The 24,223-nt window shown below is 60.2% G+C and carries 17 protein-coding genes and 1 pseudogene; all 18 read right to left on the bottom strand.

Features of this window, described 5'->3' with window-relative positions; translation table 11 throughout:
• Nucleotides 1-13: 13 nt before the first annotated feature.
• The 18 genes and pseudogenes from ftsA to JW799_RS19470 all read right to left on the bottom strand — a co-directional run bounded on the left by ftsA (nucleotide 14) and on the right by JW799_RS19470 (nucleotide 24,219).
• On the bottom strand, nucleotides 14-1,258 hold the full coding sequence (gene ftsA, locus JW799_RS19555) for a cell division protein FtsA (RefSeq protein WP_080840460.1): 1,245 nt from the start codon (nucleotides 1,256-1,258) through the stop codon (nucleotides 14-16).
• Nucleotides 1,259-1,480: 222 nt separating this feature from the next.
• The gene (locus JW799_RS19550) at nucleotides 1,481-2,236 is read right to left on the bottom strand and encodes a cell division protein FtsQ/DivIB (protein ID WP_080840462.1); all 756 of its coding nucleotides are present in this window, start codon (nucleotides 2,234-2,236) and stop codon (nucleotides 1,481-1,483) included.
• A gap of 119 nt (nucleotides 2,237-2,355) precedes the next feature.
• Complete coding sequence (gene murA / locus JW799_RS19545) at nucleotides 2,356-3,639, bottom strand: UDP-N-acetylglucosamine 1-carboxyvinyltransferase (protein WP_080840464.1); 1,284 nt, start codon at nucleotides 3,637-3,639, stop codon at nucleotides 2,356-2,358.
• A gap of 16 nt (nucleotides 3,640-3,655) precedes the next feature.
• Nucleotides 3,656-4,561 carry a UDP-N-acetylmuramate dehydrogenase gene (gene murB / locus JW799_RS19540; RefSeq protein ID WP_080840466.1) on the bottom strand — a complete coding sequence of 302 codons (906 nt, stop codon included), beginning with the start codon at nucleotides 4,559-4,561 and terminating at the stop codon, nucleotides 3,656-3,658.
• A gap of 158 nt (nucleotides 4,562-4,719) precedes the next feature.
• Nucleotides 4,720-5,829 (bottom strand): undecaprenyldiphospho-muramoylpentapeptide beta-N-acetylglucosaminyltransferase, encoded by a 1,110-nt coding sequence (gene murG, locus JW799_RS19535; RefSeq protein WP_205431284.1) that lies wholly within the window; start codon nucleotides 5,827-5,829, stop codon nucleotides 4,720-4,722.
• A 4-nt stretch (nucleotides 5,830-5,833) separates the two neighbouring features.
• A complete protein-coding gene (spoVE, locus tag JW799_RS19530) occupies nucleotides 5,834-6,931 on the bottom strand; it encodes a stage V sporulation protein E (protein ID WP_205431283.1) in 1,098 nt (365 codons plus the stop codon).
• A gap of 48 nt (nucleotides 6,932-6,979) precedes the next feature.
• Nucleotides 6,980-8,422: a UDP-N-acetylmuramoyl-L-alanine--D-glutamate ligase gene (murD, locus tag JW799_RS19525; protein ID WP_080840472.1), complete on the bottom strand. Its 1,443-nt coding sequence runs from the start codon at nucleotides 8,420-8,422 to the stop codon at nucleotides 6,980-6,982.
• Nucleotides 8,423-8,425: 3 nt separating this feature from the next.
• Complete coding sequence (gene mraY, locus JW799_RS19520) at nucleotides 8,426-9,388, bottom strand: phospho-N-acetylmuramoyl-pentapeptide-transferase (protein WP_080840474.1); 963 nt, start codon at nucleotides 9,386-9,388, stop codon at nucleotides 8,426-8,428.
• A 4-nt stretch (nucleotides 9,389-9,392) separates the two neighbouring features.
• The gene (locus JW799_RS19515) at nucleotides 9,393-10,799 is read right to left on the bottom strand and encodes a UDP-N-acetylmuramoyl-tripeptide--D-alanyl-D-alanine ligase (protein ID WP_080840476.1); all 1,407 of its coding nucleotides are present in this window, start codon (nucleotides 10,797-10,799) and stop codon (nucleotides 9,393-9,395) included.
• Complete coding sequence (locus JW799_RS19510) at nucleotides 10,796-12,283, bottom strand: UDP-N-acetylmuramoyl-L-alanyl-D-glutamate--2,6-diaminopimelate ligase (RefSeq protein ID WP_205431281.1); 1,488 nt, start codon at nucleotides 12,281-12,283, stop codon at nucleotides 10,796-10,798. Before JW799_RS19510 ends, JW799_RS19515 begins: the two co-directional genes overlap by 4 nt.
• Nucleotides 12,284-12,383: 100 nt before the next feature.
• Entirely contained in the window at nucleotides 12,384-14,312 is a 1,929-nt protein-coding gene (locus JW799_RS19505; RefSeq protein WP_205431278.1) for a stage V sporulation protein D, read from the bottom strand.
• Between the two features lie 86 nt (nucleotides 14,313-14,398).
• The gene (locus JW799_RS19500) at nucleotides 14,399-16,696 is read right to left on the bottom strand and encodes a penicillin-binding transpeptidase domain-containing protein (protein ID WP_080840479.1); all 2,298 of its coding nucleotides are present in this window, start codon (nucleotides 16,694-16,696) and stop codon (nucleotides 14,399-14,401) included.
• 25 nt (nucleotides 16,697-16,721) lie between these two features.
• Nucleotides 16,722-17,135, bottom strand: a complete 414-nt coding sequence (gene ftsL / locus JW799_RS19495) for a cell division protein FtsL (protein ID WP_080840480.1) — start codon at nucleotides 17,133-17,135, stop codon at nucleotides 16,722-16,724.
• Nucleotides 17,136-17,155: 20 nt separating this feature from the next.
• Nucleotides 17,156-18,127: a 16S rRNA (cytosine(1402)-N(4))-methyltransferase RsmH gene (rsmH, locus tag JW799_RS19490; protein WP_205431276.1), complete on the bottom strand. Its 972-nt coding sequence runs from the start codon at nucleotides 18,125-18,127 to the stop codon at nucleotides 17,156-17,158.
• A 97-nt stretch (nucleotides 18,128-18,224) separates the two neighbouring features.
• A complete protein-coding gene (gene mraZ, locus JW799_RS19485) occupies nucleotides 18,225-18,662 on the bottom strand; it encodes a division/cell wall cluster transcriptional repressor MraZ (RefSeq protein WP_080840482.1) in 438 nt (145 codons plus the stop codon).
• A gap of 137 nt (nucleotides 18,663-18,799) precedes the next feature.
• On the bottom strand, nucleotides 18,800-19,492 hold the full coding sequence (locus tag JW799_RS19480; RefSeq protein ID WP_338026361.1) for a DUF4349 domain-containing protein: 693 nt from the start codon (nucleotides 19,490-19,492) through the stop codon (nucleotides 18,800-18,802).
• Nucleotides 19,493-20,757: 1,265 nt separating this feature from the next.
• Nucleotides 20,758-22,312: pseudogene (locus tag JW799_RS19475) on the bottom strand (IS3 family transposase).
• 647 nt (nucleotides 22,313-22,959) lie between these two features.
• Entirely contained in the window at nucleotides 22,960-24,219 is a 1,260-nt protein-coding gene (locus JW799_RS19470; protein WP_205431274.1) for an adenosylhomocysteinase, read from the bottom strand.
• Nucleotides 24,220-24,223 lie beyond the last annotated feature (4 nt).

The following is a 24,223-nucleotide window of genomic DNA, read 5'->3' as shown; positions in this document are numbered from 1 at the left end:
CCTGAGCGGCGGTTCAAATAAATTCTTTGAAAATGTTTTTGAACCATTCCTTGATGCCGGGCTTGGTCGGCGCCGTTCCCCCCGTTGACTTGCTTTTGGACGGGCGTTTGGAAGCGGACGCGCCATGCGTTCGAACATACTTCATGACGTACTGAATCATGCCGACACCGCTGCTGAACGACGGATCGCGCACTCCGATAAAATCGGGCACCGCAATTCGGACATTGGATTCCAGTTCGGTCTGGGCAAGCGCCAGCACGCCGGGCATCGATACCGATCCGCCCGTAAGCACGTAACCGTTGATCTTGTCCAAATAACCGAGCCGTTTCACTTCCTGCCGGATCATTTGAAAGATTTCCTGCATGCGCGGTTCGACGATGATCGCCAGCTCGTATTGGGAAAAATCCTTCTCCACGTTGCTGCCGACGCGCATCACCTTGAATTTCTGATCCTCGTCTGCATCTTCGGCACGGGCGCAACCGTACTTTAGCTTGATCTTCTCCGCATGTTCGGTTTGCGTCTTCAGCCCGTAGCATATGTCGCTCGTCACGTAATCGCCGCCGATCGGCAAGGTGGAGACCGCCGCAAGGCTGCCTCCTTCGAAAATCGCGATGGTCGTGGCGCCGGCGCCGATGTCGGCGAGCACCGTTCCCATCTGCTTTTCGTCCTTGGTCAGCGCCATCATTCCCGATGCCAGAGACATCAGCACGATGCCGGAAATTTTCAGGCCGGCCTTCTCCACGCAGCGCATCAAATTATGTACGGCCGCTTTCGTGCCGGTAATAATCGTGCACTCCACTTCGAGGCGAACGCCGATCATACCGCGCGGATCCTGAATGCCCGTCAAGCCGTCGACGAGAAACTGCTTCGGCAGCAGGCCGATAATTTCCCGCTCGGGCGGCAGGGCGACGACTTTTGCCGCTTGCAGGACACGCTCGATATCCTCTTCGCCGATCTCCCGGTCTTCGTTGGAAACGGCGACGACGCCGTGATTGCTCTGCAGCGAGATATGATTGCCGGCGATTCCGACGTAAACTTCGCTAATGGTGATGCCGACCATGCGCTCGGCATGATCGACCGCGTTGCGGATCGATTGTACGGTTTGATCGATATCGACAATGGCGCCTTTGCGGATGCCTTCGGAATCCGCGGAACCGACGCCTATAATATTGATGGCCCCGTTGCTTATTTCCCCGATGATCACCCGGACTTTAGATGTGCCTATGTCCAAGCTGACGATGAGGTCGTTGCTGCTCAACCGGTGGCACCTCCCGTTGGTTCGATGAAATGGCTATGATATGGGACGCTTCCTCTACATATTCAACGTCTGCGAGGTTTTCCCTCTTTTTTCAACAAATTTTTTCATAAAATCGGGCGTGAAAATTATTCCTTTCAGACTGTGAATTCCCGGAAGTCCATAAAAGAAATTCTAGCACTGTTTTCGGCAGTTGAGTAGAGTCCATTTCCTTAGTTTAAAAGATTATCCCGCGCTATCCGGCTCAGTTTGTGCCGAAAAAGGCCTGTACGTATCCGCTTCGAGGAGAACGACTTTTCCGGGTTCCCGGTTTTCCACGATTTCCGAAAGGACGGTCGTCTTCTCGGGGAGCCTTTCGATCGTCGTCGTCACTTCGAAACGGGAACGGGTAAAGATTTTGATCCGGTCCGGATAGGCGGAAGAAGGATCGGGGGCGATCTGGGACAAATCTCTCAGCAGAGAGTCCGGCAGCTGGCCGAGCGCGACGCACAGCGCGCTTCGCTGCGCTTCCATTTCCGACCAGCCGGTCAGCACCGGCTTGTCCGGCAAATCTCCGGACACCGGAACCGCGATCCCGCTCGCCAGCACGACGAGCGTCTTTCCGGTTTCGTCGAGCTCGACGGCGACCTCTTCGAATTCCTTCACGGCAATTTCGATCTTGCCCGGAAAACGCTTCGTCACCTTGACGGATTCGACCGGCGGAAGCTCGCGAATGCGCCGCTCCATCTCCTCCGCGCCCGGGAAGAAAAACGAATCGCCTTCCCGCACCGTTCCGGCGGACATGACGTCTTCCGCCGTGACGTGCACGTTTCCGGAAATTTGAACGGACGATACTTTCGACAAGGAGGAGCGGAAAAACAAGAAGATCATCACGACGACGAACAAAACAAAAACGATCCACAGCAGCTTTCCGCCCTTGCGGCGCGGCGCCGCTTCGCCTTCTGCGGACGTTCTTTTCAACGCGGGTATCCGCTCTGCCATCTCGCTCCTCCTCCCCCCGTTCCGTTCGGGTCCTCCGCTCGGCCCCCATGCGGCTTGTCCCGGTCAGCCTATAAAAATCCCCCGCCAAAGAATGGGGTTAAGCTTCAGCGGGGAACCCCTCAGCGAAAAGCCGCGATATTGGCCCTGTCGCTGCACTGTCTGACAATCCGGCCTCCCAATCGGCCGAACATCTCTTCTATCCGATCATATCCCCTGTCGATATGATGAACCTGCTCGATGACCGTCCGGCCTTCCGCCGCGAGTCCCGCGATGACAAGCGCGGCACCGGCCCTTAAATCCGTCGCTTCCACCGTCGTTCCGAACAGCTTCGGCACGCCGCGGATAAAGGCGTTGTTCAAATCGGTCCGGATGTCGGCCCCCATGCGGCAAAGCTCGTCGACATGTTTGAAGCGGCCTTCGAACACGGTTTCCTTAATGACGCTTACGCCGTCGGCCAGCGACAGCAAAATCATCAGTTGCGCCTGCAAATCGGTCGGAAACGCCGGATACGGCGAGGTCACGACCCGAGGCACGGCGCGCGGACGAGCGGCCGCGCAGACTTTTATTATATCATTTTCGATTTGAATTTGAACACCGGCGCGCCGCAGCACATGGATGAGAGCGGTAAGATGCCTGGGCTCGGCACCGGCGAGCGAGACGTCGCCTTTCGTCGCCGCGGCGGCGACCATGACCGTCCCCGTCACGATCCGGTCCGGAATCACTTCGAATTCGCACCCGGAGAGCGACGACACGCCTTCGATGGTTATCGTATCCGTGCCGGCCCCGCGGACACAGGCGCCCATAGCGTTCAAAAACTTCGCCAAATCCTGGATTTCCGGCTCGCGGGCCGCGCCGACGATCGTCGTCCGGCCTTCGGCCAGAACGGCCGCCATCATAACGTTTTCCGTCGCGCCGACGCTGGGAAAGTCCAAGATGATTTCCGCGCCGCGCAGCCGTTTCGCCCTGCAGACGATCCGGTTGCCCATCGCCTGGATTTCCGCGCCGAGCGCCTCCAGCCCCCGCAGGTGCAAATCGATTTTACGCTCGCCGATCGCGCAGCCTCCGGGCTGGTACACCTGCACTTCGCCGAAGCGGGCAAGCAGCGGTCCCATCAAAAAAACCGAAGACCGCATCTGGCGCATCAGGACCTCCGGAACGTGCGAGGAGGAAGCCAGCGCGCCGTCGACCTTGATTTCCTCGTCCTGACGGCTGGCGCGGCAGCCAAGATTTTGCAAAATGTCGAGCATCACTTGAATGTCGAGCAATCGGGGTACGTTGCGAATCGTTACCGTTCCTTCGGCCAGCAAGCTGGCGGCCAGAATCGGCAGAGCGGCGTTTTTGGCTCCGTGGATGCGAATGGTGCCCGAAAGCGGCGTGCCGCCTTCAATCACCAAATTGTCCAAGGGTTTCACCTCCGGATTACCGTTCGCCCATCAATAGAACCTCCGGCACCAATCGGATTCCGAAACGGTCCTCGACGGTGTTTTGAACCCGCTCCATGAGGGCGAGGACGTCCTCGGCCGTTGCTCCGCCGTGATTGACGATAAAGTTGGCGTGCAGAAGGGAAACCTCGGCCCCGCCTTCGCGGGCGCCTTTCAATCCTGCGGCCTCGATGAGCCGCGCGGAATAATCGTTCGGCGGATTGCGGAACACGCTGCCCGCGCAAGCCGCTTGCAGGGGTTGGGTGCGCAGCCGCCTCTCCTTGTACGTCGCCATAACGGCGGCGATTTCCTTGCGATCGCCTTGTTCAAGGACGAACGTCGCATCCGTTACGATGCCCCGGCGTTCATGCAGGATCGAATGGCGATAGCCGAAATCCAGTTGATCCTTTCCGTACGTCCCGCTGCTACCGTCCTCCCAGACGATATCGGCCGACTTTAAAATGCGCGACACGTCGGAACCGTGCGCTCCGGCGTTCATGTAGACGGCTCCGCCTACCGAACCGGGAATTCCTCCCGCGAATTCCAGTCCGGTGAGGCCCTGCTTTCCGGCCATGACCGACAGCTTGATGAAGGAATAGGACGCTCCGGCGCAAACGGCGTTGTTGTCGAAATCGATGCGGTCGAACCCATTGCCCAGTTTGATGACGGCGCCCCGAATTCCTTTGTCGGAGACGAGCGTGTTGGATCCGCGGCCGAGCGGAGTCCAGGGAATCCCGTGCCGATGCAAAATCCCGAGCGCGCCGGACAATTGTTCGCGGGATTCGGGAACGATGAAGAGATCCGCCGGTCCGCCGATTTTCCAGGTCGTATGTTCGGCGAGCGATTCGTTCAGCTTCACGCGCCCGACTCGGGCTTGTTCCAATTCCGCGACCAACCGTTGCATAAATAGTTCCTCCCAATTCCTAAAGCGTTTCGGTCAGCCGTCCCCGCGGCGCCGCTCGCCGCCGGACCGACAGTCGCGATTACGCTGTATAGTATGACGAGCGGCCCGCGCTGGTGACAAACGCCCAACGGCCGACCGAAACAAGCCTTGTATTTTCATTAACGTTTACGAATAATGCCCTTGATTTGATCGTAGATCGTCGCGGCCGCCTCCGGCATGCCGAGGCCGCGCGAAGCGCGAGACATCGCTTCCCGGCGGGCGGGATCGCCCATAATGCCGGCGATCGTCCGAAACAGGGCGTCCCCGGTCAGATTTTTCTCCAGGATCATGACCGCCGCCCCCGCCGCCTCCAGACTTTCCGCATTCGGCTGCTGGTGATTGTTCGTGACGTTCGGAGACGGCACGAGAATCGACGGTACCCCGAGCGAAGTGATTTCCGCCAGCGAAGAGGCGCCCGCGCGGCTGACGACAAGCGATGCGGCCGCCAGCACTTCCGGCATGTTGCGGACGTACGGCAGCACATGCACGCGGCTTTCCGCGGCGGAAAGCGGTCCCTTCATCCGCGCGAGCGTCTCTTCGTAATAACGCTCCCCCGTTACGAAAATAAAATGGACGCCGGTTAGCGAGCCCAGCTTCGGCGCCATGTCGACGATCGCGTCGTTGAGCGCCTTCGCTCCCCGGCTGCCGCCGACGACGAGCACGAACGGCGTTTGCGGCGCCAGGCCGAGCGAGGCGAAGCCCTTGAGGCTGTCTCCTTTGGCGACGGCCGAAGCGCAAGGATTGCCTGCGTGCACCACATTGGGCTTGCGGCCGAAATGCGGCTTCGAATCCGCGAAGCTGACGGCGACGCCGTCCGCGTACCGGCTTAAAAATTTGTTGGTCAGCCCGGGAACGACGTTCTGCTCGTGAATGAGCGTCGGGATGCCGAGCTTCGCCGCGGCGTAAACGACCGGTCCGCACACGTAGCCGCCGGTGCCGACGACGATGTCCGGCTTGAACTCGCTCAGCATCGCTTTGCAGCGCTTCACGCCCTTAAGGAAGCGCATGACGGTGCGGACGTTGTCAAGCGACAGCGACCGCCGGAAGCCGGTAATGTGAATGCTTTGAAACCGGACGCCCTGCTCGGGAACGATCCGGCTTTCCAGCCCGCGCTCGGTTCCGATATACAGCAGCGACGAGTCGGGCTCCCGCGCCGTCACTTCCCGGCCGATGGCGAGCGCGGGATAAATATGGCCGCCGGTGCCTCCGCCGGTCAATACGATACGCATACGTTCACCTCGAATAACGGGATAAATTAAGCAAAATGCCGAGCGCCGTCAGCAGCAGCGTAAGCGACGAGCCTCCGTAGCTGACGAGCGGCAGCGTAATGCCCGTCACCGGCAGCAGGCCGATGACGACGCCGACGTTCATAAGCACCTGAACGCCGAAAATGCCGACGATGCCGGCCGCGAGAAAGCTGCCGAACGGATCGGCAATCGTAATCGCGCAGCGCATGCCGCGCCAGATGAGCAGGAGAAACAACAGCAGCAAAAGCGATCCTCCGATGAAACCGAGCTCCTCCGCCAAAATCGAAAAAATGAAATCCGTCTGCGGCTCCGGCAAGTAATTGTACTTTTGCCGGCTCATGCCGAGGCCCAAGCCCACGAGCCCGCCCGGCCCGATCGCGTAAAGCGACTGGATCGACTGGTAGCCCGCGCCGAGCGGGTCCTGCCACGGGTCGAGAAACGCCGTGATGCGCTGAAGGCGGTACGGCGCCGCCGCGATCAGGGCGACGAAGCCGGCAACCCCGAGCAGCGCGAGGCCGCCCAGATGGGCGAGCCTGGCTCCGGCCGCGAAAATGACGAGCAGCGACGCCCCGATCATGACGGCTCCGGTGCCAAGATCCGGCTGCAGCATGATGAGGGCGAACGCCGCGCCGAGAATGCCCAGCGGAGGCATCAGCCCCCGCGCGAAGGAATGCATCCGGTCCTGACGCTCGGAAAGAAAATGGGCGAGAAACAAAATCATCGCCAGCTTCATGAATTCCGAAGGCTGGATGCCGAACGATCCGATCCCCAGCCAGCTTCGGGCCCCGCCCCGCACGACGCCGATACCCGGAACGAGCACGACGACGAGCAGCGCGAAGCAGGCGATGAGCGCCGGCAGCGTCCATTTCTTGAGCCGGGCGTAATCGACGTTCATCGTGACGAACATGGCGGCGATGCCCATCGCGGCAAACACCAGCTGGCGCTTCACGTAATAAAACTTGTCTCCGTAATCGTGGAAAGCGGCTACGGCGCTGGCGCTGTAAACCATGACGATGCCGATCGCCAAAATGGCGAGCGTCGCCGCGATGATCCAGATATCGGGAGCGGAACGGGTCTTGACCATGGTACCGGACACCTCACGTAGACGAAGAAGTGGGGACGAGCCCCCTTCTTACAACGTATGCGCCGATTCCTTAAAAATGCGGCCCCGCACCTCATAGGACGCAAACATATCCCAGCTCGCGCAAGCCGGGGACAAAAGTACGGTGTCCCCTTCTTCAGCAAGTCCGGCGGCCTCTTTGACGGCAAGGCGAAGCGTATCGGCGGCATCCTCTACAGGATCGACGATTCGGACCGAACGTAAACCGGCCTTCTCCGCCACCTTGCCGATCTTCTCCCTCGTTTCCCCGATGGCGACGACCGCCTTGAGCCGGTCGCGAAACGACGGCAGCAGCTCCATGTAGTCCGAGCCGCGGTCGAGGCCGCCGGCAATGAGCACGAGCGGCGCCGGCAGCGAGGCGATCGACATCGCCGTCGCCGTCGGGTTCGTCGCTTTCGAGTCGTTGTAGTACTTGACGCCGCGGAACGTGCCGACGTACTCCAGCCGATGCTCCACGCCGGCGAACGTCTCGAGCGGCGCCGCAAGGCGTTCCGGCGACGCTCCGGCGCTCAAGGCGATCGCGATCGCCGCCAGCGCGTTCGCGGCGTTGTGCCGACCGGGCAAGCCCAGGCGGGCGACCGGAAGGATCGCCGTCTCCGTGCCGTCGCCGGGCCGGTACACGATCATGCGCCGCGACTCGTCCTCCGGCGCCTCGCCCTCCGCCGGCCGGGCGGACAGATACGGCGGCTCCACGCAGACGCCGCGCGCAAGGCTTTGCGTCAGCGAGAACGGCAGCGTCCTGGCGTTGAGCGATCCGGCAAGCCGCCGGCAAGCTTCGTCGTCCGCGTTGTACACCGCGACGTCGTCCGCCGTCTGATTGGCGAACATTTTCGCCTTCGAGCCGACGTAATCGTCCATCGTTCCGTGGTAATCGAGGTGCGTCTCCGCGACGTTGAGCAGGCAGGCGATCCGCGGCCGGAAGGCGCTCGTCCCCTTGAGCTGAAAGCTGCTCAGCTCCGCGACCAGCCAGCCGTCGGGCGACACCTCCGACACCGCGTCGGTCAGCGGGCGGCCGATATTACCGGCGACGAGCGGCTTGAGGCCGGCGGCCTCCAGCAGCCTGCCCGTCCACGTCGTCGTCGTCGTTTTGCCGTTGGAGCCGGTGATGCCGACGATCGGAGCCGGCGAAATCGCCGCGGCCACCTCGACCTCCGTGACGATCTCGACGCCGAGCTCGGCCGCCCTGACCAGCGGAGGCGCCGTATAGGGGATGCCCGGATTTTTGACCAGGAGCGCCGTTTCCCGCGTCACCAGATCGTCCGGATGTCCCCCGCACACAACAGAAATGCCCAAAGCTTCGAGCTCCGAAGCTTCGGGGCATTGTTCGCGAGGCTTGCGGTCGTTCGCGACGACGACCGCCCCCGCCCGATGAAACAGCTTCGCGGCGGCGACGCCGCTTCTCGCGAGACCGAGGACGACGACCCGCCGCCCCCGGTAACGGGTTGGTTGCTCCATGTTCTATATCCCCTTGTACAAGATGAATCCGGCCAGCGCAAGCACGAGCCCCGCGAACCAGAACGTGGTGACGACCCGCCATTCGGACCAGCCCGACAGCTCGAAATGATGGTGGATGGGGCTCATTTTGAACACCCGTTTGCCCCTTGTTTTGAACGAGATGACCTGAATGATGACGGACAGCATTTCGATGACGAACACGCCGCCGATCAGAATGAGCAAAAGCTCCGCCTTCGTCAAAATCGCGACGGCCGCCAGTCCTCCGCCGATGCCGAGCGACCCGGTGTCCCCCATGAATACTTTCGCCGGATGGGCGTTATAAACGAGAAAACCGAGCACCGCGCCGATCATCGCCGCCGAAAAAATCGCCGATTCCGACTGCGACGCTTCGAGCGCGATGAGCGCGTAAGCTCCGAACGCCAGGGCGCTTGTCCCCGACAGCAGGCCGTCCAGCCCGTCGGTAAAATTGACCGCGTTGCTCGCCGCGAAAAACATGACGACGACGAGCGGATAATAGCCCCAGCCGAGTTCGAGCGACCAATCGGTGCCGGGAATGCCGACCGCGGTCGAATGATCCATCCCGTGCAGCAGCACGCAAAAAACGACGGCGAACAGCAGCTGGCCGAGCAGCTTTTGCCTGGCGGTAAGGCCGAGCGAGCGCTTCAGCGCGATCTTGATATAATCGTCGAGAAAGCCGACCAGCCCGAATCCGAGACAGGCGACGATAAGCGCCCAATATTCCGGGCCCCGGTCGGCGAACCGCAAAAACGCGATCGTCAGCGCCAGCAAAATAATGACGCCGCCCATCGTGGGCGTGCCGGATTTCTTTTTGTGGGATTCCGGTCCTTCCGTCCGCACCTGCTGGCCGAACTTGAGGCGCCGCAAAACCGGGATGCACAGCGGGCCGAGCAAGACGGCGAGCAAAAAGGAAACGCCTAGCGTCCACAGCGTCGTCGTATAGTCCATCCTCTCACCCCACGGCTCCTTTTTGCAGCGCGAACGCGACCTCTTCCAGCTTCATGCCGCGCGAGGCTTTCACGAGCACGAGATCGTCCGGAGACAGCTCCGGCAGCAAAGCCTCGATCAATTCGCGCTTCGTTGCGAAGTGGCGGACGGCTCCTTCCGGAAAAGAAGCTTTCGCCCGCTCGGCCGTATGCGCCGAAAGCGGCCCGACCGTGTACAGGGCATCCGCCTTGTCCGGCGTCAGCGCCTCGCCGATGCCCGCATGAAACGCCGCCTCGTCCGGCCCGAGCTCCAGCATGTCGCTGAGCACGATCCACTTTTTGCGGTAGCCTTTCAGCTGGGCGACGAGTCCGATCGCCGCGCGCACCGCCGTCGGGCTGGAATTGTAAGCGTCGTTGAGCACGACCGCCCCGTTGTACGCCTTCGATCGTTCGATGCGCATTCCGGTCAGCTTCGCGGATTTGAGCCCGGTTGCGATTTGCTCGTCGCCCAGCCCGAACAGCCGGCCGACCGCGACGACCGCGAGCGCGTTCACCGCGTTGTGGCGTCCGGTCACGCCAAGCTCGAAAGCGGCGTCCGGGCGGTCCGCGATGCGGAAAACGCACCCTTCCAGCGTCACCTCGGCTTCCCGGAGGCGAACGTCGCAGCCCTCCCCTTCGCCGAAGGAGACGAGCCTTGCGCCTTCGGGCAAGGCAAGATGCGCGAGCTCTTCCCGGAGCAGCGGCTCGTCGCCGTTGTAGACGAGGGCGCCGCCGGCTTTCAGCCCTTCCGCGATTTCCAGCTTGGCGCGCGCGATGTTGCGGCGCGAGCCGAGCTGCAGCAGGTGGGCGTCGCCGATATTCGTGACGACGGCGGCGTCCGGCTTCGCGAGGCGCGAGAGCAGCGAAATTTCGCCTTTCCCGCTCATGCCCATTTCGAGCACGATCGCTTCCGTATCCGCCGGCGCCCGCAAGATCGTCAGCGGGAGCCCGATATGGTTGTTGAAATTGCCCGCGGTGGCGTGCACCTTGAACCCGGTCGCCAGCACCGAGGCGATCAGATCCTTCGTCGTCGTCTTGCCGTTGCTCCCGGTTACGCCGACGACGCGGGCGTTCAAGCCGGCCAAATAGCTTTCGGCCAGCTTTTGCAAGGCGGCAAGCGTATCCCGGACGACGACGAGCGGAATTCCGGCCCCGGGCGGAATCGGACGGTCCGCTTGCCAGAGGGCGGCCGCCGCTCCGGCCGCCTCGGCCGCCCGCAAATGATCGTGGCCGTCGAAGCGTTCTCCGGCGAGCGGCACGAACAGCTGACCCGGCGCGAGGCTCCTCGTATCGGTCGACACGCCGGCGATTTCGGTCTGTCCGGCGCCGGGCGCCCCCTCGATGCGGACGCCTCCGCACCAGTCCGCGACAGTATGCAAAGATGCGATCATCACGACTTTCGTCTCCTTAATGCTTCTTTCGCAACGAGGCGGTCGTCGAAATCGTAGGTGACGCCGCCGATGATTTGATACGTTTCATGACCTTTCCCCGCAATCAATACTACATCTCCCGGGCTTGCCATTTCAACCGCCATCTCGATCGCGGCCTTTCGGTCCGGTTCCAGTATGTAGCGCTCCCGGGGCGTGCCGATGTCCGCGAGCCCCGCCTCGATGTCCCGCAAAATCGCGGCCGGATCCTCCGAGCGCGGATTGTCGCTCGTCACGATCAGCCTGTCGGCGAGCTGTGCGGCGATTCGGCCCATGATCGGCCGCTTCGTCCGGTCGCGGTCCCCGCCGCAGCCGAAAACGCATATCACTTGTCCCTTTGCCAGCTCCCGGACGGTGCGGAGCACGTTGTCCAGCCCGTCGGGCGTATGCGCGTAATCGACGATGACGGCAAACGGCTGGCCCTCGTCGACCGCTTCCACCCGGCCGGGAACGCCGGGCGTGCTCTCCAGGCTCGCGATCGCCCGGTCGAGCCCGATGCCTTCGCAAAGCGCGGCCGCGAGCGCCGCCAGCGCGTTGTAGACGTTGAACTTGCCGACGAGCTTGAGCTTCACTTCGCGGCTGCCGCGGAACGTGTCCGCCGTAAACGACGTTCCCCCGGCGGAGATGCGGACGTTCGACGCCCGAACGTGAGCCTCCCGCTCCACGCCGTAGGTCACCACTTCCGCCGCGGTCAGCCGGGCGAACCGTTCCGAAACGTCGTCGTCCGCGTTGAGCACGGCGTAGCCGCGCAAGGACGGATCGTCCTCGTAATGGTTGCCGAGCCGGGAGAAAAACAGCCCCTTCGCGTCGGCGTATGCTTCCATCGTGCCGTGATAATCGAGATGGTCCTGCGTCAGGTTCGTAAATACCGCGCCGCGGAACCTTGTCCCCTTCACGCGGCCCTGCGCGAGCGCATGGGAGCTGACTTCCATGACGCAGCGCTCCGTTCCGGCGTCCGCCATTTCCCGGAAAATCCGCTGCAGGTTCAGCGCGTCGGGCGTCGTCCCCGACATCGGCAGGCTCCTTCCGGCGAACCGCGTCTCGATCGTGCCGATGACGCCGGGCGCGATGCCCGCGTCCGCCAGAATGCGCTCGATCAAATACGTCGTCGTCGTCTTGCCGTTCGTGCCGGTGACGCCGATCGGCAGCAGCTTGTGCGACGGACGTCCGAACCAGACGTCCGCAAGCTGCGCCAGCGCATGCCCGACGTCGGGCACGACGAGCTGCGGCAGGGCGACGTCCAGCTCGCGGCCGACGACGAGCGCCGCCGCGCCGGCCGCCGCCGCTTGCGGCGCGAAATCGTGCCCGTCCACGGTATGGCCGGGCAAACAAAAGAACAGCTGACCCGGCCGCACGCGACGGGAATCAGCTTCGATGCCTTGTATAGGGACCCGGATATCGCCGACGGGACGGCATACGATCAACTGCCGGGCAAGTTCTTCCAATAACATAAGCCATCGGCCTCCTTCGACATGCAGTACACTCATTATCAACGAACGGACTCGCCGACACAAGTGAATCCCGCACGATTTTCTGAAAATGAAACGTTTTTCATTCGTCCGCGGCTTCTTCGCCCAAATAGATGCGGATGACCGACCCTTTCGCCACCCGCGAGCCGGCCGCGGGCGCCTGCCGGATGACCGTCGAGCCTTTGCCCGAAGCGGACAACGTAAAATTCATGTTCAGGTCCTCGTACAAATCCGAAACCGTCTTCCCGACGACGTTCGGCACCGTCACGATCCGCGTTTCGCCCGGCTTGTATTCCTTCGGAAGCTGGTCGGCGCTCGGCTTGACGCCGAGGTACGGCAGCGCGTCCGCCATGATGTTGCGCACGACGGGCGCCGCGACGACGCCGCCGAATTGAATGCCCTGCGGATTGTCGACCGCGACGTAAACGATCAGCTCGGGGTCGTCCGCCGGCGCGAAGCCGATAAAGGACACGATGTGCTCGTTCGGCGAGTACCTGCCGTTCACGACCTTTTGCGCGGTCCCCGTCTTGCCGCCGACCCGGTAGCCGTCCAGGAAGGCGTTGCCCCCCGTGCCGCGGGCGACGACGCTTTCGAGCGCCTCGCGAACCTGCCGCGACGTCTCGGGCGAGATGACCTCCCGGACGAGCTCGGGCTGCGTCTCCTCCAGCACGGTCCCGGTTTCCGGGTGCACCCATGCCTTGGACACGTGCGGCTTATACAGCTTTCCGCCGTTGATCGCCGCCGCCACCGCCGTAATTTGCTGGATCGGCGTAACGGAAACGCCCTGGCCGAACGAGGTCGTCGCGAGCTCGACCGGACCGACCTGCTTCGGCTTGAACAAAATGCCGTTTTCTTCTCCCTCCAGGTCGATTCCGGTTCGCTTCCCGAAGCCGAAATCCTGGATATACTTGAACAGCGCGTCCTTGCCGAGCCGCTGCCCCAGCGCCACGAAGCCCGGGTTGCAGGAGTTTTCGACGACCTCGAGGAACGACTGGCTGCCGTGCCCTCCTTTTTTCCAGCAGCGCAGCTTGGCGCCGGCCACGTCCACAAAGCCGGGGTCGTAAAAAAACTCGTTTTTCAAATCGACCTTTTTTTCCTCGAGCGCCGCGGAGAGCGTAATGATCTTGAACGTCGACCCGGGCTCGTACGTCATCCAGATCGGCAAAATCCGGTTGTAGACGGACGGGTCGACCTCCTGATACAAATCGGGCTGAAACGTCGGACGGCTTCCCATCGCCAAAATTTCGCCGGTGTCCGGATCCATCGCGATGGCGATGACGCTGTCGGCCTGATATTGAAGCATGGCTTGATCGAGCTCGCGTTCGACGATCGACTGGATTTTTTGGTCGAGCGTAAGCTGGAGCGTGAGCCCGTCGCGCGACGGCACGTAATTTTCCGACGAATTCGGCATCTGCCTGCCCGCCGCGTCCGTCAGGAACGAAACGTTCCCGTTGATGCCGGACAGCAGCTCGTCATACTTTTTCTCCAGCCCCGTCAGTCCCCCGTCGTAGCCGACGATGCCGAGAATGTGCGACGCCATGCTGCCGTAAGGATAGTAGCGCTTGCTGTCCTCCGCGACGACGATGCCCGGCAAATCGAGATCCCGGACCCGCTGCGCCAGCTCGGTCGTCATTTTGCGTCCCCCCGGCTGCAGCCGGACGTTGCTCTCCTTTTTCGTCAGCTGCGAATAAAGCTTCTCCTCCGTCATGCCGAGCAAGGGCGACAGCTTTCTCGCCGTTTCTCCCGGATCCTTGACCTGGGCCGGGACGGCGTACACCGTCGGCGAACTGACGTTATACGCGAGGCTGACGCCGTTCCGATCCGCGATCGCCCCGCGTTTGGCGGCGAACGGAATTTCGCGTCTCCAGGAATCTTCCGCTTTTTCCGACAGTTCCTCCCCGTTCCACAGCTGAACGTATCCGAGCCGGAAAATCAGGGCGCCGAAACCGACGATTACGAAAATGAGAGCGGCGAACAGCCGCCTGCGCACGGTCACCTGAGATATTTTCATGCAAAGTCCCCCCTCCCCGGAACCGGCGGGCCGAGCCCGCACCGCTTAGTTCAAGCTATTCCGGGGAAGGGGGGTTAGAACAAGCCTTATGGATTCGATTGCGTCCGATCGTCCGTCTCTTCTTCGGTCTGCCCGGCATCTCCGTCCGATTGTCCGTCGGCGGCATCGCCGGTCTCCCCGTCCGAAGCGCCGTCCTCGATTTCGGCTTTTTGACCGGGAGGCGCAAGGGCCAGCACGACGGATATGGCGCCGTCCGTGACCGTGGACTGTTGGGCGCTTACGTAGCCTTCGCCGGTCACCCGGCACGTCGCGCCGAGCAGCGAGCACAGATCGAGCGCGTCGCGCAGCGACAGCCCCGTCATGTCCGGCACGCTGCCGACTTTTTCCTCCGTAAGCAAGTAGACGCGGTCGGCCGTCGGAAACACGCTCCCCGCGACGGGCAGCTGGTGGAGCACTTTATCGCCCTTGCCGAGCACTTCCGCCTGAAACCCCGCGCTTTGCAGCGAAGCCGCCGCCTGCTCGATCGTCTTGCCCGCGGCGTCGGGAACGGTCGCCGTTACCGGCGCGCTTTCCGTCTCTTCGCCGGTTTCGGCGTCCTCCTCTTCCAATTGCGGCATGACGCCGAGATGGCGAAGCGACTGCTCCATGATTTTTTTGAAAATCGGGGCCGCGACCGAGCCGCCGCCCGCATATTCGTCCTGCGGACGGTCGACCAGGACGTACAGGACGATCTGCGGATCTTCCACCGGCGCGTAGCCGATGAACGAAACGACGAATTTGTCCTCGGAGTAAATCCCGTTTTCGACGACCTGGGCGGTGCCCGTTTTGCCGGCAATCCGGTAGCCGGGAATGTACGCGTTGCGGCCCGTGCCGATTTCCTGGTCGCTGACGACCTGCTCCAAATATTCGCCGACCTGCCTGGACGTTTCCTCGGAAATGACCTGGCGCACGACCTTCGGCTCGGTCACCGTTTTTTCTCCCGTTGCCGGATCGACGATCTCTTTGACCAAATGCGGCTGGTACAGCTTGCCGCCGTTCGCGACCGCCGCGACCGCCGCAACCTGCTGGATCGGCGTAACCGTTACGCCTTGGCCGAACGTGGCCGAAGCGTAGTCGCGATTCCACGTCAGCGACGTTTTGCCGATCACTTCGCCTTGCAGCTCGATGCCCGTTTTGGCGCCGAAGCCGAAATTGTCGATATATTGCTTGAACAACTCTTTGCCGAGCATTTGATAGCCGAGCTTGACGAACGCGACGTTACTGGAATATTTCAGGCCTTCCAAATACGAGATCCGGCCCCACCCGCTCCAGTTGTGATCGTGGATCGGCTTGTCCTTGCTGGAAATGCTGATGCTCCCCGAATCGTAGTAGGCGTTCGGATTGAACAGCCCTTCTTCCACCGCCGCCGCCAGCGTCACGATTTTGAAGGTCGAACCGGGCTCGTACACCGACTGGATCGCGTTGTTTTTGAACGCTTCCTGATTGGACGAATAATTCCAATAGTTGTTCGGATCGAAATCCGGCAGGCTGACCATTCCCAGTATGTCCATCGTCTTCGGGTCGGCCGCGATCGCCGTGATGCTGACCGGATTATACTGCTTGTAAGCCTCTTTCAGCGCTTCTTCCATGTAAAACTGAATGTCCTGATCGATCGTCAGCCTGACGTTTTTCCCGTCGACCGCCTGCTTGACCTCTACGTTTCCGTTGGCCAATTGCGTCCGGATGCCGTCTTTTTCGTAGGTGATCGAGCCTTCCTGTCCCTTTAATTCTTCGTTCAGCGTTTTTTCCATCCCCATGACCGCTTCCCCTTCTTTATTCTCGTAGCCGAGAATATGCGAAGCCAGCGAATCGTTCGGATAAAAACGTTTCTTCTCTTCGATAAAATAAATGCCGACGTCGGATTGGCCGGTTTGCTCCTTCAACTGATCGCGAAACGCCATCAACCGGTCGGCGACTTCCTTGTCCATTTTCCAGCCTTCGGGACGGATTTCGCGTTGGGCAAGGTAGGTCCCGTCCGATTTTTTGGCGTCGATCGCCTCGCGAATCTCCGTCTCGTCCTTGCCCAGCACGATGCCGAACTTGGAAACGATCTGGTCGACCAAGCGCCATTCGGGATGCTCTTCTTCAAGCTCGTGAAGCTTTTTCGGCCCGACGGCCAGCGTATAGGCGACCGTGTCGGCGGCCAGCACCTTGCCGTCCCGGTCCGTGATCGTCCCGCGGTCCTGCACGAGCTTTTTGCTCGTTACCCAGGTTTGGCGGGCTTGTCCCTCCCAAAACTCGGCATTGGCGACTTGAACCCAATAGATTCGGACGATCAAACCGAAAAACAGGAGGGTGATGAGCCCTCCCAACAGCAGCGTGCGCAATTTGATTCGTCTTTCCATACCCTTTCACCCTCTGACAAAAGCTTTACGGATTCGAATCCGCGGCAGGTTGACCGGAGTCGGGAGACAGCGTGATCGGTTGTTCGTCGTTTTGCAAAAGTCCGTTTTGCCCGGCAATCTCTTTGATTCGGCTGGGATCTTTCAGCTTGTCGATTTCTCTTTGCAGCTCTTTGTTTTCTTCCACCCGCTGCTCGTACTGGGTCGTGACCGTTTGAATTTCGCGGTTGAGCTGATAGAGGCCCGCGTATCGGTAGATGACGACGCTGGATACGGCAACGAACAAAAATACGGACAGCAAATAAAGCAGTTTTTCCCCGACCGGAATCGAACGGCGGCGCGGATCGGGCGACCGCGAAGGAGCAGGCGCTTTCTTTCTTGCCGGCTCCTCGGGCTTCCGTTCCGGACGGAGAGCCAGGTTCCCATAATATTGTTGCGGCATTCCTTCAATCCCCTTCCGGTCTATTCGTCGAGACTCGCCTTCGCGAGCTTTTCGGCAATTCGCAATTTGGCCGAGCGCGCTCTCGGATTGGCCTCGAGTTCGCGTTCGGAAGGCAGAACAGGCTTGCGCGGGGTAAGCTTAAGCCTGCCCTCGCTCATGATCTCGACCGGGAACCCCGGCGGAGACATATTTTTCGGCACTTCTTTCGCAAACGTTTCTTTGCAAATGCGGTCTTCCAGCGAGTGAAACGTAATGACGGCGATCCGCCCGCCGGGCTTCAAACAATCGATCGCCTGCAGCAGCGCCTCGCGAAACGCCTCCAGTTCGTCGTTGACGGCGATTCGGATCGCCTGGAACGTCCGCTTCGCCGGATGCGGCCCCGTTCTGCGGGCCGCCGCGGGGATCGCGGACTTTACGATTTCGACCAGCTCGCCCGTCGTTTCGATCGGGGCTTTCGCTCTCGCCTCCGCGATCCGCCGGGCAATTTGCCGCGCGAACTTCTCTTCGCCGTAATCGCGGATGATGCGGGCGATTTCCCGCTCCTCCCATTCGTTGACGATTTGCTTCGCGTCGAGCTCCTGCTGCCGGTCCATCCGCATATCGAGTTCGGCATCGTGATTGTAGCTGAAGCCGCGATCGGCCTCGTCGAGCTGCGGGCTGGATACGCCCAGGTCGAACAAGATGCCGTCGACTTGAGGCTTCCGGTCCACCAGCGGAACGCCGGCTTCCCGCAGGACCGATTCCAGGTGCCGGAAGTTGCTTTTCACCAGCGTCACCGCATCCCGATACGGAGCGAGCCGCTCCCGGGCGCTGGCCAGCGCCCGATCGTCCTGATCGAGGGCGAAAAGCCGGCCTTCCGGCGGCGTCAGCTTTGCGGCGATCGCTTCGCTGTGGCCGGCTCCTCCCAACGTGCAGTCGACATAAACGCCGTCCTCGCGGACGTTAAGCCCTTCGACCGCTTCCTCTTTCAGCACCGTAACATGGTGAAACAAATGCAAGCCCTCCCGGCAACCTCGTGGGTCCTTCGTTTTTTCTATCTTGCAGTAATTTGTTAACGTTTTTGGTGTCGTCGGAGCCGGTTAAGCCGACCTAGAAGTTCAAATCGAAATCGACGAGCTTCTCGGCAATCTCGTTGAACGATTCCTCGGATTGATCCTTGTAGGAATCCCAGACCGCTTTGTCCCAAATCTCGACCCGGGTCGAGACGCCGATGACGACGCACTCTTTTTCCAGCTTTGCGTACTCGCGCAAATGGCCGGGCAACGTTACCCTTCCCTGTTTATCCCATTCGCATTCGGACGCGCCGGAAAAGAAGAAACGCGTAAACGCCCGCGCATCCGATTTCATGAGCGGCAGCTGCTTCAGCTTCTGTTCGAACGCGTTCCATTCTTCGCGGGGGTAGACGAACAAACAGTTGTCCAATCCGCGGGTAACGATGAAGTCGGAACCGAGGGCTTCGCGAAACTTGGCAGGAATGATGATTCGGCCTTTGTCGTCAATCGAATGCTGAAATTCCCCCAAAAACATAAGCCCTCGTCACCCCCTCCACTATACACCACTTTCCCCCACTTTGTGCCACTTAGGATGATTATTCGCGTCATAAAATAAAAATCCTGCCTGGATGGCAGGATTTTAAAAAAATATTTTACGGGATTAAACGAGTTTTATCGGCTTTCCTCTCCGCCGTCCGTGTCGGCTGGTGCCGGCTGTTCGGCGAGTTCGGCGTCCGAAGGCATTTTATCGGCGTTCAGCCGTTTTCGCTTCTCCGCGCTTCGATGGTTTCTGACAGCCCGGCTTCGGCGGACGACGAAAAAGGCGGGGACGGCGACGATCGCGATGACGAGCAGCACGGGCAGCAACGCGGCCAAAAACGTGAGCAGGCTTTCGCCGACGGCCCGCAAGACGCGGGCGCTGCCCTCCATCGCGGCCGACAGCCGCTCTCCCAATGACGCGCCTTCGTTTTCTTCGAATTCCGCCTCCTGCGCGCCCTCGTAAAGACGCAAATTGACGGTGGAGTAGGCGACGTTTTGGTCGAGATAGCGCATTCGCCCCTTGATTTGCTCGATCGTTTGCTGAACGCGCGCCACTTCATTGGAGAAATGAACCAGATCGTCCGAATTCGTCGCCTTATCCATGAAGCTCAGCAACCGGGCCTCCAGCGCCTCGTTCGCCTTCAGTCTCGCTTCGAGGTCGACGTATTCTTCGGAAACGTCGTTGCCTTCCATTTGCCGTTCGAAAGAGAGATGGGGGATTTGCTTGAGTTCGTCGAGAAACGAGCTGAAGCCGGAGGACGGCACTTTAATGACGTACGTGGAGCCGGCGCGCCCATTCGTTTGACTGTCCGCGAATTGGACGATATAGCCCCGGTTTGAAATATCGCGTTCGCCACCCGCTCTTCCCCTTCGGCGAACGATTCCACTTTCATCGTCACGTTTGCGGTATAAATCATTTTTCGGTTGTAGCCGCCGGCGGCATCGGCGATCGGGCCGATTCCCGCCTGGGCGCCGGTTCCCTCTTCCATCTCGCCCGCCTGCGCGTTGCCCGCTCCCGCCGCGGCGCCGGCCGAGTCCGCCATGGCGGCACTCCCGTCGCCGGCGCTGGCGGATGGCACCGCGGCCGGAGAACCGCCGGTTTCGCCGGCGGCGCCGGATTGTCCGGCCGCCGACTGCGAGCTTTGCGAAGCGGCGGTCATGGACAGGGCCTCCGCCCCGCCGGCCCCGGGTTCCGCCGCCGGCGCCGCCATCTCCTGCGGAGCCGAGTCGGCTTCATCCGACGCGGAACTGCAGCCTCCCGCGAGCAGCACGAGAACCGTCAGCAAGAGCAACGAAAGCCAACTCGCCTTGCCGACCGCGCTTCCTTGCTTCTTTTGCCAAATCCCCCTCATGTCCATTTCCCCCTTTTTATAGTTCTGACCGTTAGACGCGGCGCAAAAGGAAAATGTTACATATTTCTGCGGAGGCGTTTCGTCGGGCATTCGCTTGCCTTCAAACCGCTTGCTTTTGAGCCGAAAGCCGATTCGGCCGGACGCAAGGAAACCGAAACAAACGCTTTTCATTGCTTAAGTCATGCATATATAAATTGAGCGGTCGGCAGTCGGGGCGGGTATGAGGGTGAGATGTTAGAGTACATTGGCGTCTTGCGAGGCTTGGGGCGGTCATGTGGGCGAAATGTTCGGGGACATTAGCTGCTTGCAGGCTCAGGACAGTCATAAGGGCGAATTGCTCGGTGTGATTGCGATGTTTCGAGGGATATCGGGTTGCATGCAAGTTAAGGCGAAGCTTCGTTGGATTTTGTCCAATCAAAAACGGCTTTTTCAGGAAACTCGATGCCTTCGTTGGATTTTGTCCAATCGGGAGAGGCATTTTAGGAGATTTTGCCCCGATTCCAAGCTCCTCGTTGGATAAAATCCACTCTAGACGGCGGTCCCCTCGTTTTTAGCTCCGTAGAGTGGATAAAATCCAACATAGACACCGATCGCAGCGCCCCAGGCAGCCCCAGCCGGCTCCAGCCACCCCAAGTCCGTTCCATTAAGTTCCAGTCAACCCCAGCCAAACAGCCTCAACCGGCTAAAACCACGGTATTTGTCAAGATAGTTGTCGCGATTCCTTAGGGAAAGTAAATGTTAAGATAGCGATTTTTTTGCAGCCGGAATAAGCGTCACTTTTTCAGGATTCAGCCAGACTTCATCTTTCAGGCTCCAGTCGCGAATGGTGCCAGACCAGCGATTAGGGTTTCTGGCTTTTGCGGCCAAATAAATCTCCTTGCGTTTCTCAAACACTTGGTGTGCTAATCCTTCATGCCGCTGGTTAGGTGTAATAAAATTCAGTCCGCTGTGTCGATGTTGTTCGTTGTACCAGCGAACAAATCGCATGACCCATTCACGCGCCTCTGACAAGGCCTTAAAGCCTTCCGTTGGATAGCCAGGACGGTACTTGCATGTGCGGAAAATCGATTCTGCGTAAGGGTTGTCGTTGCTGACGCGTGGTCGGCTTCGAGAGGGGTAATGCCCAAACTGTACAGGGTCTCCAGCAACGTGGCCCCCTTCATCGGGCTTCCGTTATCCGAGTGAAGCACAAGCGGCTGCCGACGAATCACGCATTGCTCTCGCACGACCGTACGACGGATCAATTGACTGGCATGCTCGGCAGACTCTTCTTCCCAAATCTCCCAGCCTACAATTTTACGGCTGTACAAATCCAGGATGAGATACAGGTAGAAGAACAACCCCTTCACGGGCCCGGGCAACCAAGTGATATCCCACATCCATACTTCATTCGGGCCGCTCGCAGCGTGGCTGGTGATGGGTTTAGGCGTGCGTTTCTTGCTGCGCCCGCGATGGTGCTGCTGATTGTATTTATGCATCACCCGGTAAAAGCTGGACTCGGAGGCGATGTAGGTTCCTTCATCGGCCAGCGCCGGCACAATCTGGCTTGGCGGCAGGCTCCTGTACGGCGGCTGCTGAAGAACCTCCAGCACCTGCTGCTCTTCTGCATCGCTTAGCTTGTTAGCGGGTGTCGGCCGTTTGGCGTGAGGGCGTCCGTCTACGGTACCGCCTTGCTTGCGCCAGCGTTGCAGCGTTCGCTGAGTCAGTCCGAGCTCTCGGCAAGCAGCCGCTTCTCTTGCGCCGGCAGCAACGGCTTCTTGAATCAGTGTAAGGGCATGCTCGCGATCTGAGGCACTGATCATTCGTCCTCTTGGTCCCCCCAGATCGCTTGGGCCTTTTTTCGCAACACCAACAAGGCGGCGGCTTCGGCGAGCGCTGCTTCTTTGCGCTTAAGCTCTCGATTTAATGCCTTGTTCTCTTGCTCTTTCTCGCGGAGTTCCTTCTGAAGCCTGTTCGCTTGCGAGACGATTCCGCCATTGGCTTGCATACACGCATCCCGCCATGCTTCCACCTGCTCAACAAACAGCCCTTTTGTCCGACAATACTCTGCCAGTTCGATTTCGCTCAAACTTGCGGTTTCGACGACGACAGCGAACTTCTCCTGCGTACTCCAACGTTCGGGCTGTACGTCATCACCGGGTATCATACCTTGTGCTTTTGCCGCCTTCTTCCACTTAAATAAAGTCGTCTCCGATAGACCGATTTCCTTAGCAAGCCGACTGACCGGCTCGTTGTACGGGGGCATCATACGCTGTACAATGCTTTGCTTGAATTCTTTGGTTACGGGATTCACGTTCTCCACCTCGTCCTCGTTTCTCCTCACTATATATTCAATTTGGGGGTACGACAACTATTCTGACAGAGGGGACCAGGAACCCGTCCAACTAGTCCAAACCAGCCCAGCCCAAGCCAAGCCACCGTCCGCAGCCGACATTTCATCCAAGCTCCCGGAAGCGCGGCCCATGAGCCTTCAAGCGTGTTTCGAGCAGTAGCCGCATCTCGACCGGATCGACTGCATGCGTGCGAGGGCGGCGTGACGAGTAATGGTTACTCATTTGAGTCCGGCTATTTGCGGGCGAAGGGTCGAGATGAGTCACCACGACTCAACTGGATCGTTAGCGGGCGTGCGGAGACGGCGAGATGAGTAATGGTTACTCAACTGCAGGCGGCTATTTGCGGGCGAAGGGTCGAGATGAGTCACCACGACTCAACTGGATCGTTAGCGGGCGTGCGGAGGGTCGAGATGAGTAATGGTTACTCAACTGCAGGCGGCTGTTTGCGTGCGAAGGGTCGAGATGAGTCGCCACGACTCAACTGGATCGTTAGCGGGCGTGCGGAGACGGCGAGACGATTCATTTTTACCCAATTGCATGAAAAGAAGCGGCCCGCCCCCGTTCAACGGAAGGCGATCCGCCTCTTTTCTTTTGACAATGATTCCGCTCAGTGCGCGGTCCAGCTGTCCAAATACGCTTTTTGCTCTCCGCTCAGCGTATCGATGGCGACGCCCATGGCCGACAGCTTCGTCCGGGCAACCTGCTCGTCGAGCTCGTACGGCACGTTGATAACCTTTGCGCCGAGCGACTGATAGTTCTCGTTCGCGTAACGCAACGCAAGCGCCTGGAGCGCAAACGTCATGTCCATAATTTCGGCCGGGTGTCCGTCGCCGGCGGCCAGATTGACCAATCGTCCTTCGGCGAGCACGTAAACGCGGCGGCCGTCCTTCAGCGCGTATTCCTCGATATTGCGGCGGACGGTGCGCTTGGAAACGGCCATCGCCGCGAGCTCGACCAGATTGACTTCCACGTCGAAATGGCCCGCGTTGGACAAAATGGCGCCGTCCTTCATATTTTCGAAGTGGGTGCCGCGAATGACGTCCTTGTTGCCCGTCACCGCAACGAAAAAGTCGCCGACTTTGGCAGCTTCGTCCATCGGCATGACCGCGAAGCCGTCCATGTAAGCCTCGACCGCTTTAATCGCGTCGACTTCGGTGACGACGACGTTCGCGCCCAGCCCCTTGGCCCGCATCGCGACGCCTTTGCCGCACCAGCCGTAGCCGCTGACGACAACCGTTTTGCCCGCGACGACGAGGTTCGTCGTCCGGTTGATCCCGTCCCATACCGATTGGCCGGTCCCATAGCGGTTGTCGAACAGGTGCTTGCAGTACGCGTCGTTGACCGCCACCATCGGGAATTTCAACGATCCGTCCTTCTCCATCGCTTTCAGGCGCAAAATGCCGGTCGTCGTTTCTTCCGCTCCGCCGCGGATCGTGGCGAGCAAATCCTGGCGCTCCGTATGGAGGATCGTGACGAGATCGCCGCCGTCGTCGATGATCAAATCCGGCTTCGTTTCCACGGTTTTGACGAGCAGATCGTGGTATTCCTCCGCCGTCGGATTGTATTTGGCGAAAACGGTTATTCCGTCTTCCGCGAGCGCCGCGCACACGTCGTCCTGCGTGGACAGCGGATTGCTGCCCGTAATGGCCACTTGCGCGCCGCCGGCTTGAATAACCTTGGCCAGGTACGCGGTTTTGGCTTCCAGGTGAAGCGAAATGGCAACTTTAAGTCCCTTGAACGGCAACTCGCGCTCGAATTCCTCGCGAATGCGATTCAGCACGGGCATGTGCGCTTGCGCCCAGTCGATTTTCAGTTTGCCTTCGGGAGCAAGCGAAGGGTCCCGGATAATGCTGTTAGTCGTTGCCAATTGC

Origin of the sequence: Cohnella algarum (assembly GCF_016937515.1) — a bacterium.
GTDB classification, from domain to species: domain Bacteria; phylum Bacillota; class Bacilli; order Paenibacillales; family Paenibacillaceae; genus Cohnella; species Cohnella algarum.
The sequence above is the reverse complement of the archived record's forward strand: the minus strand, read 5'-3'. Positions and strand labels throughout refer to the sequence as shown.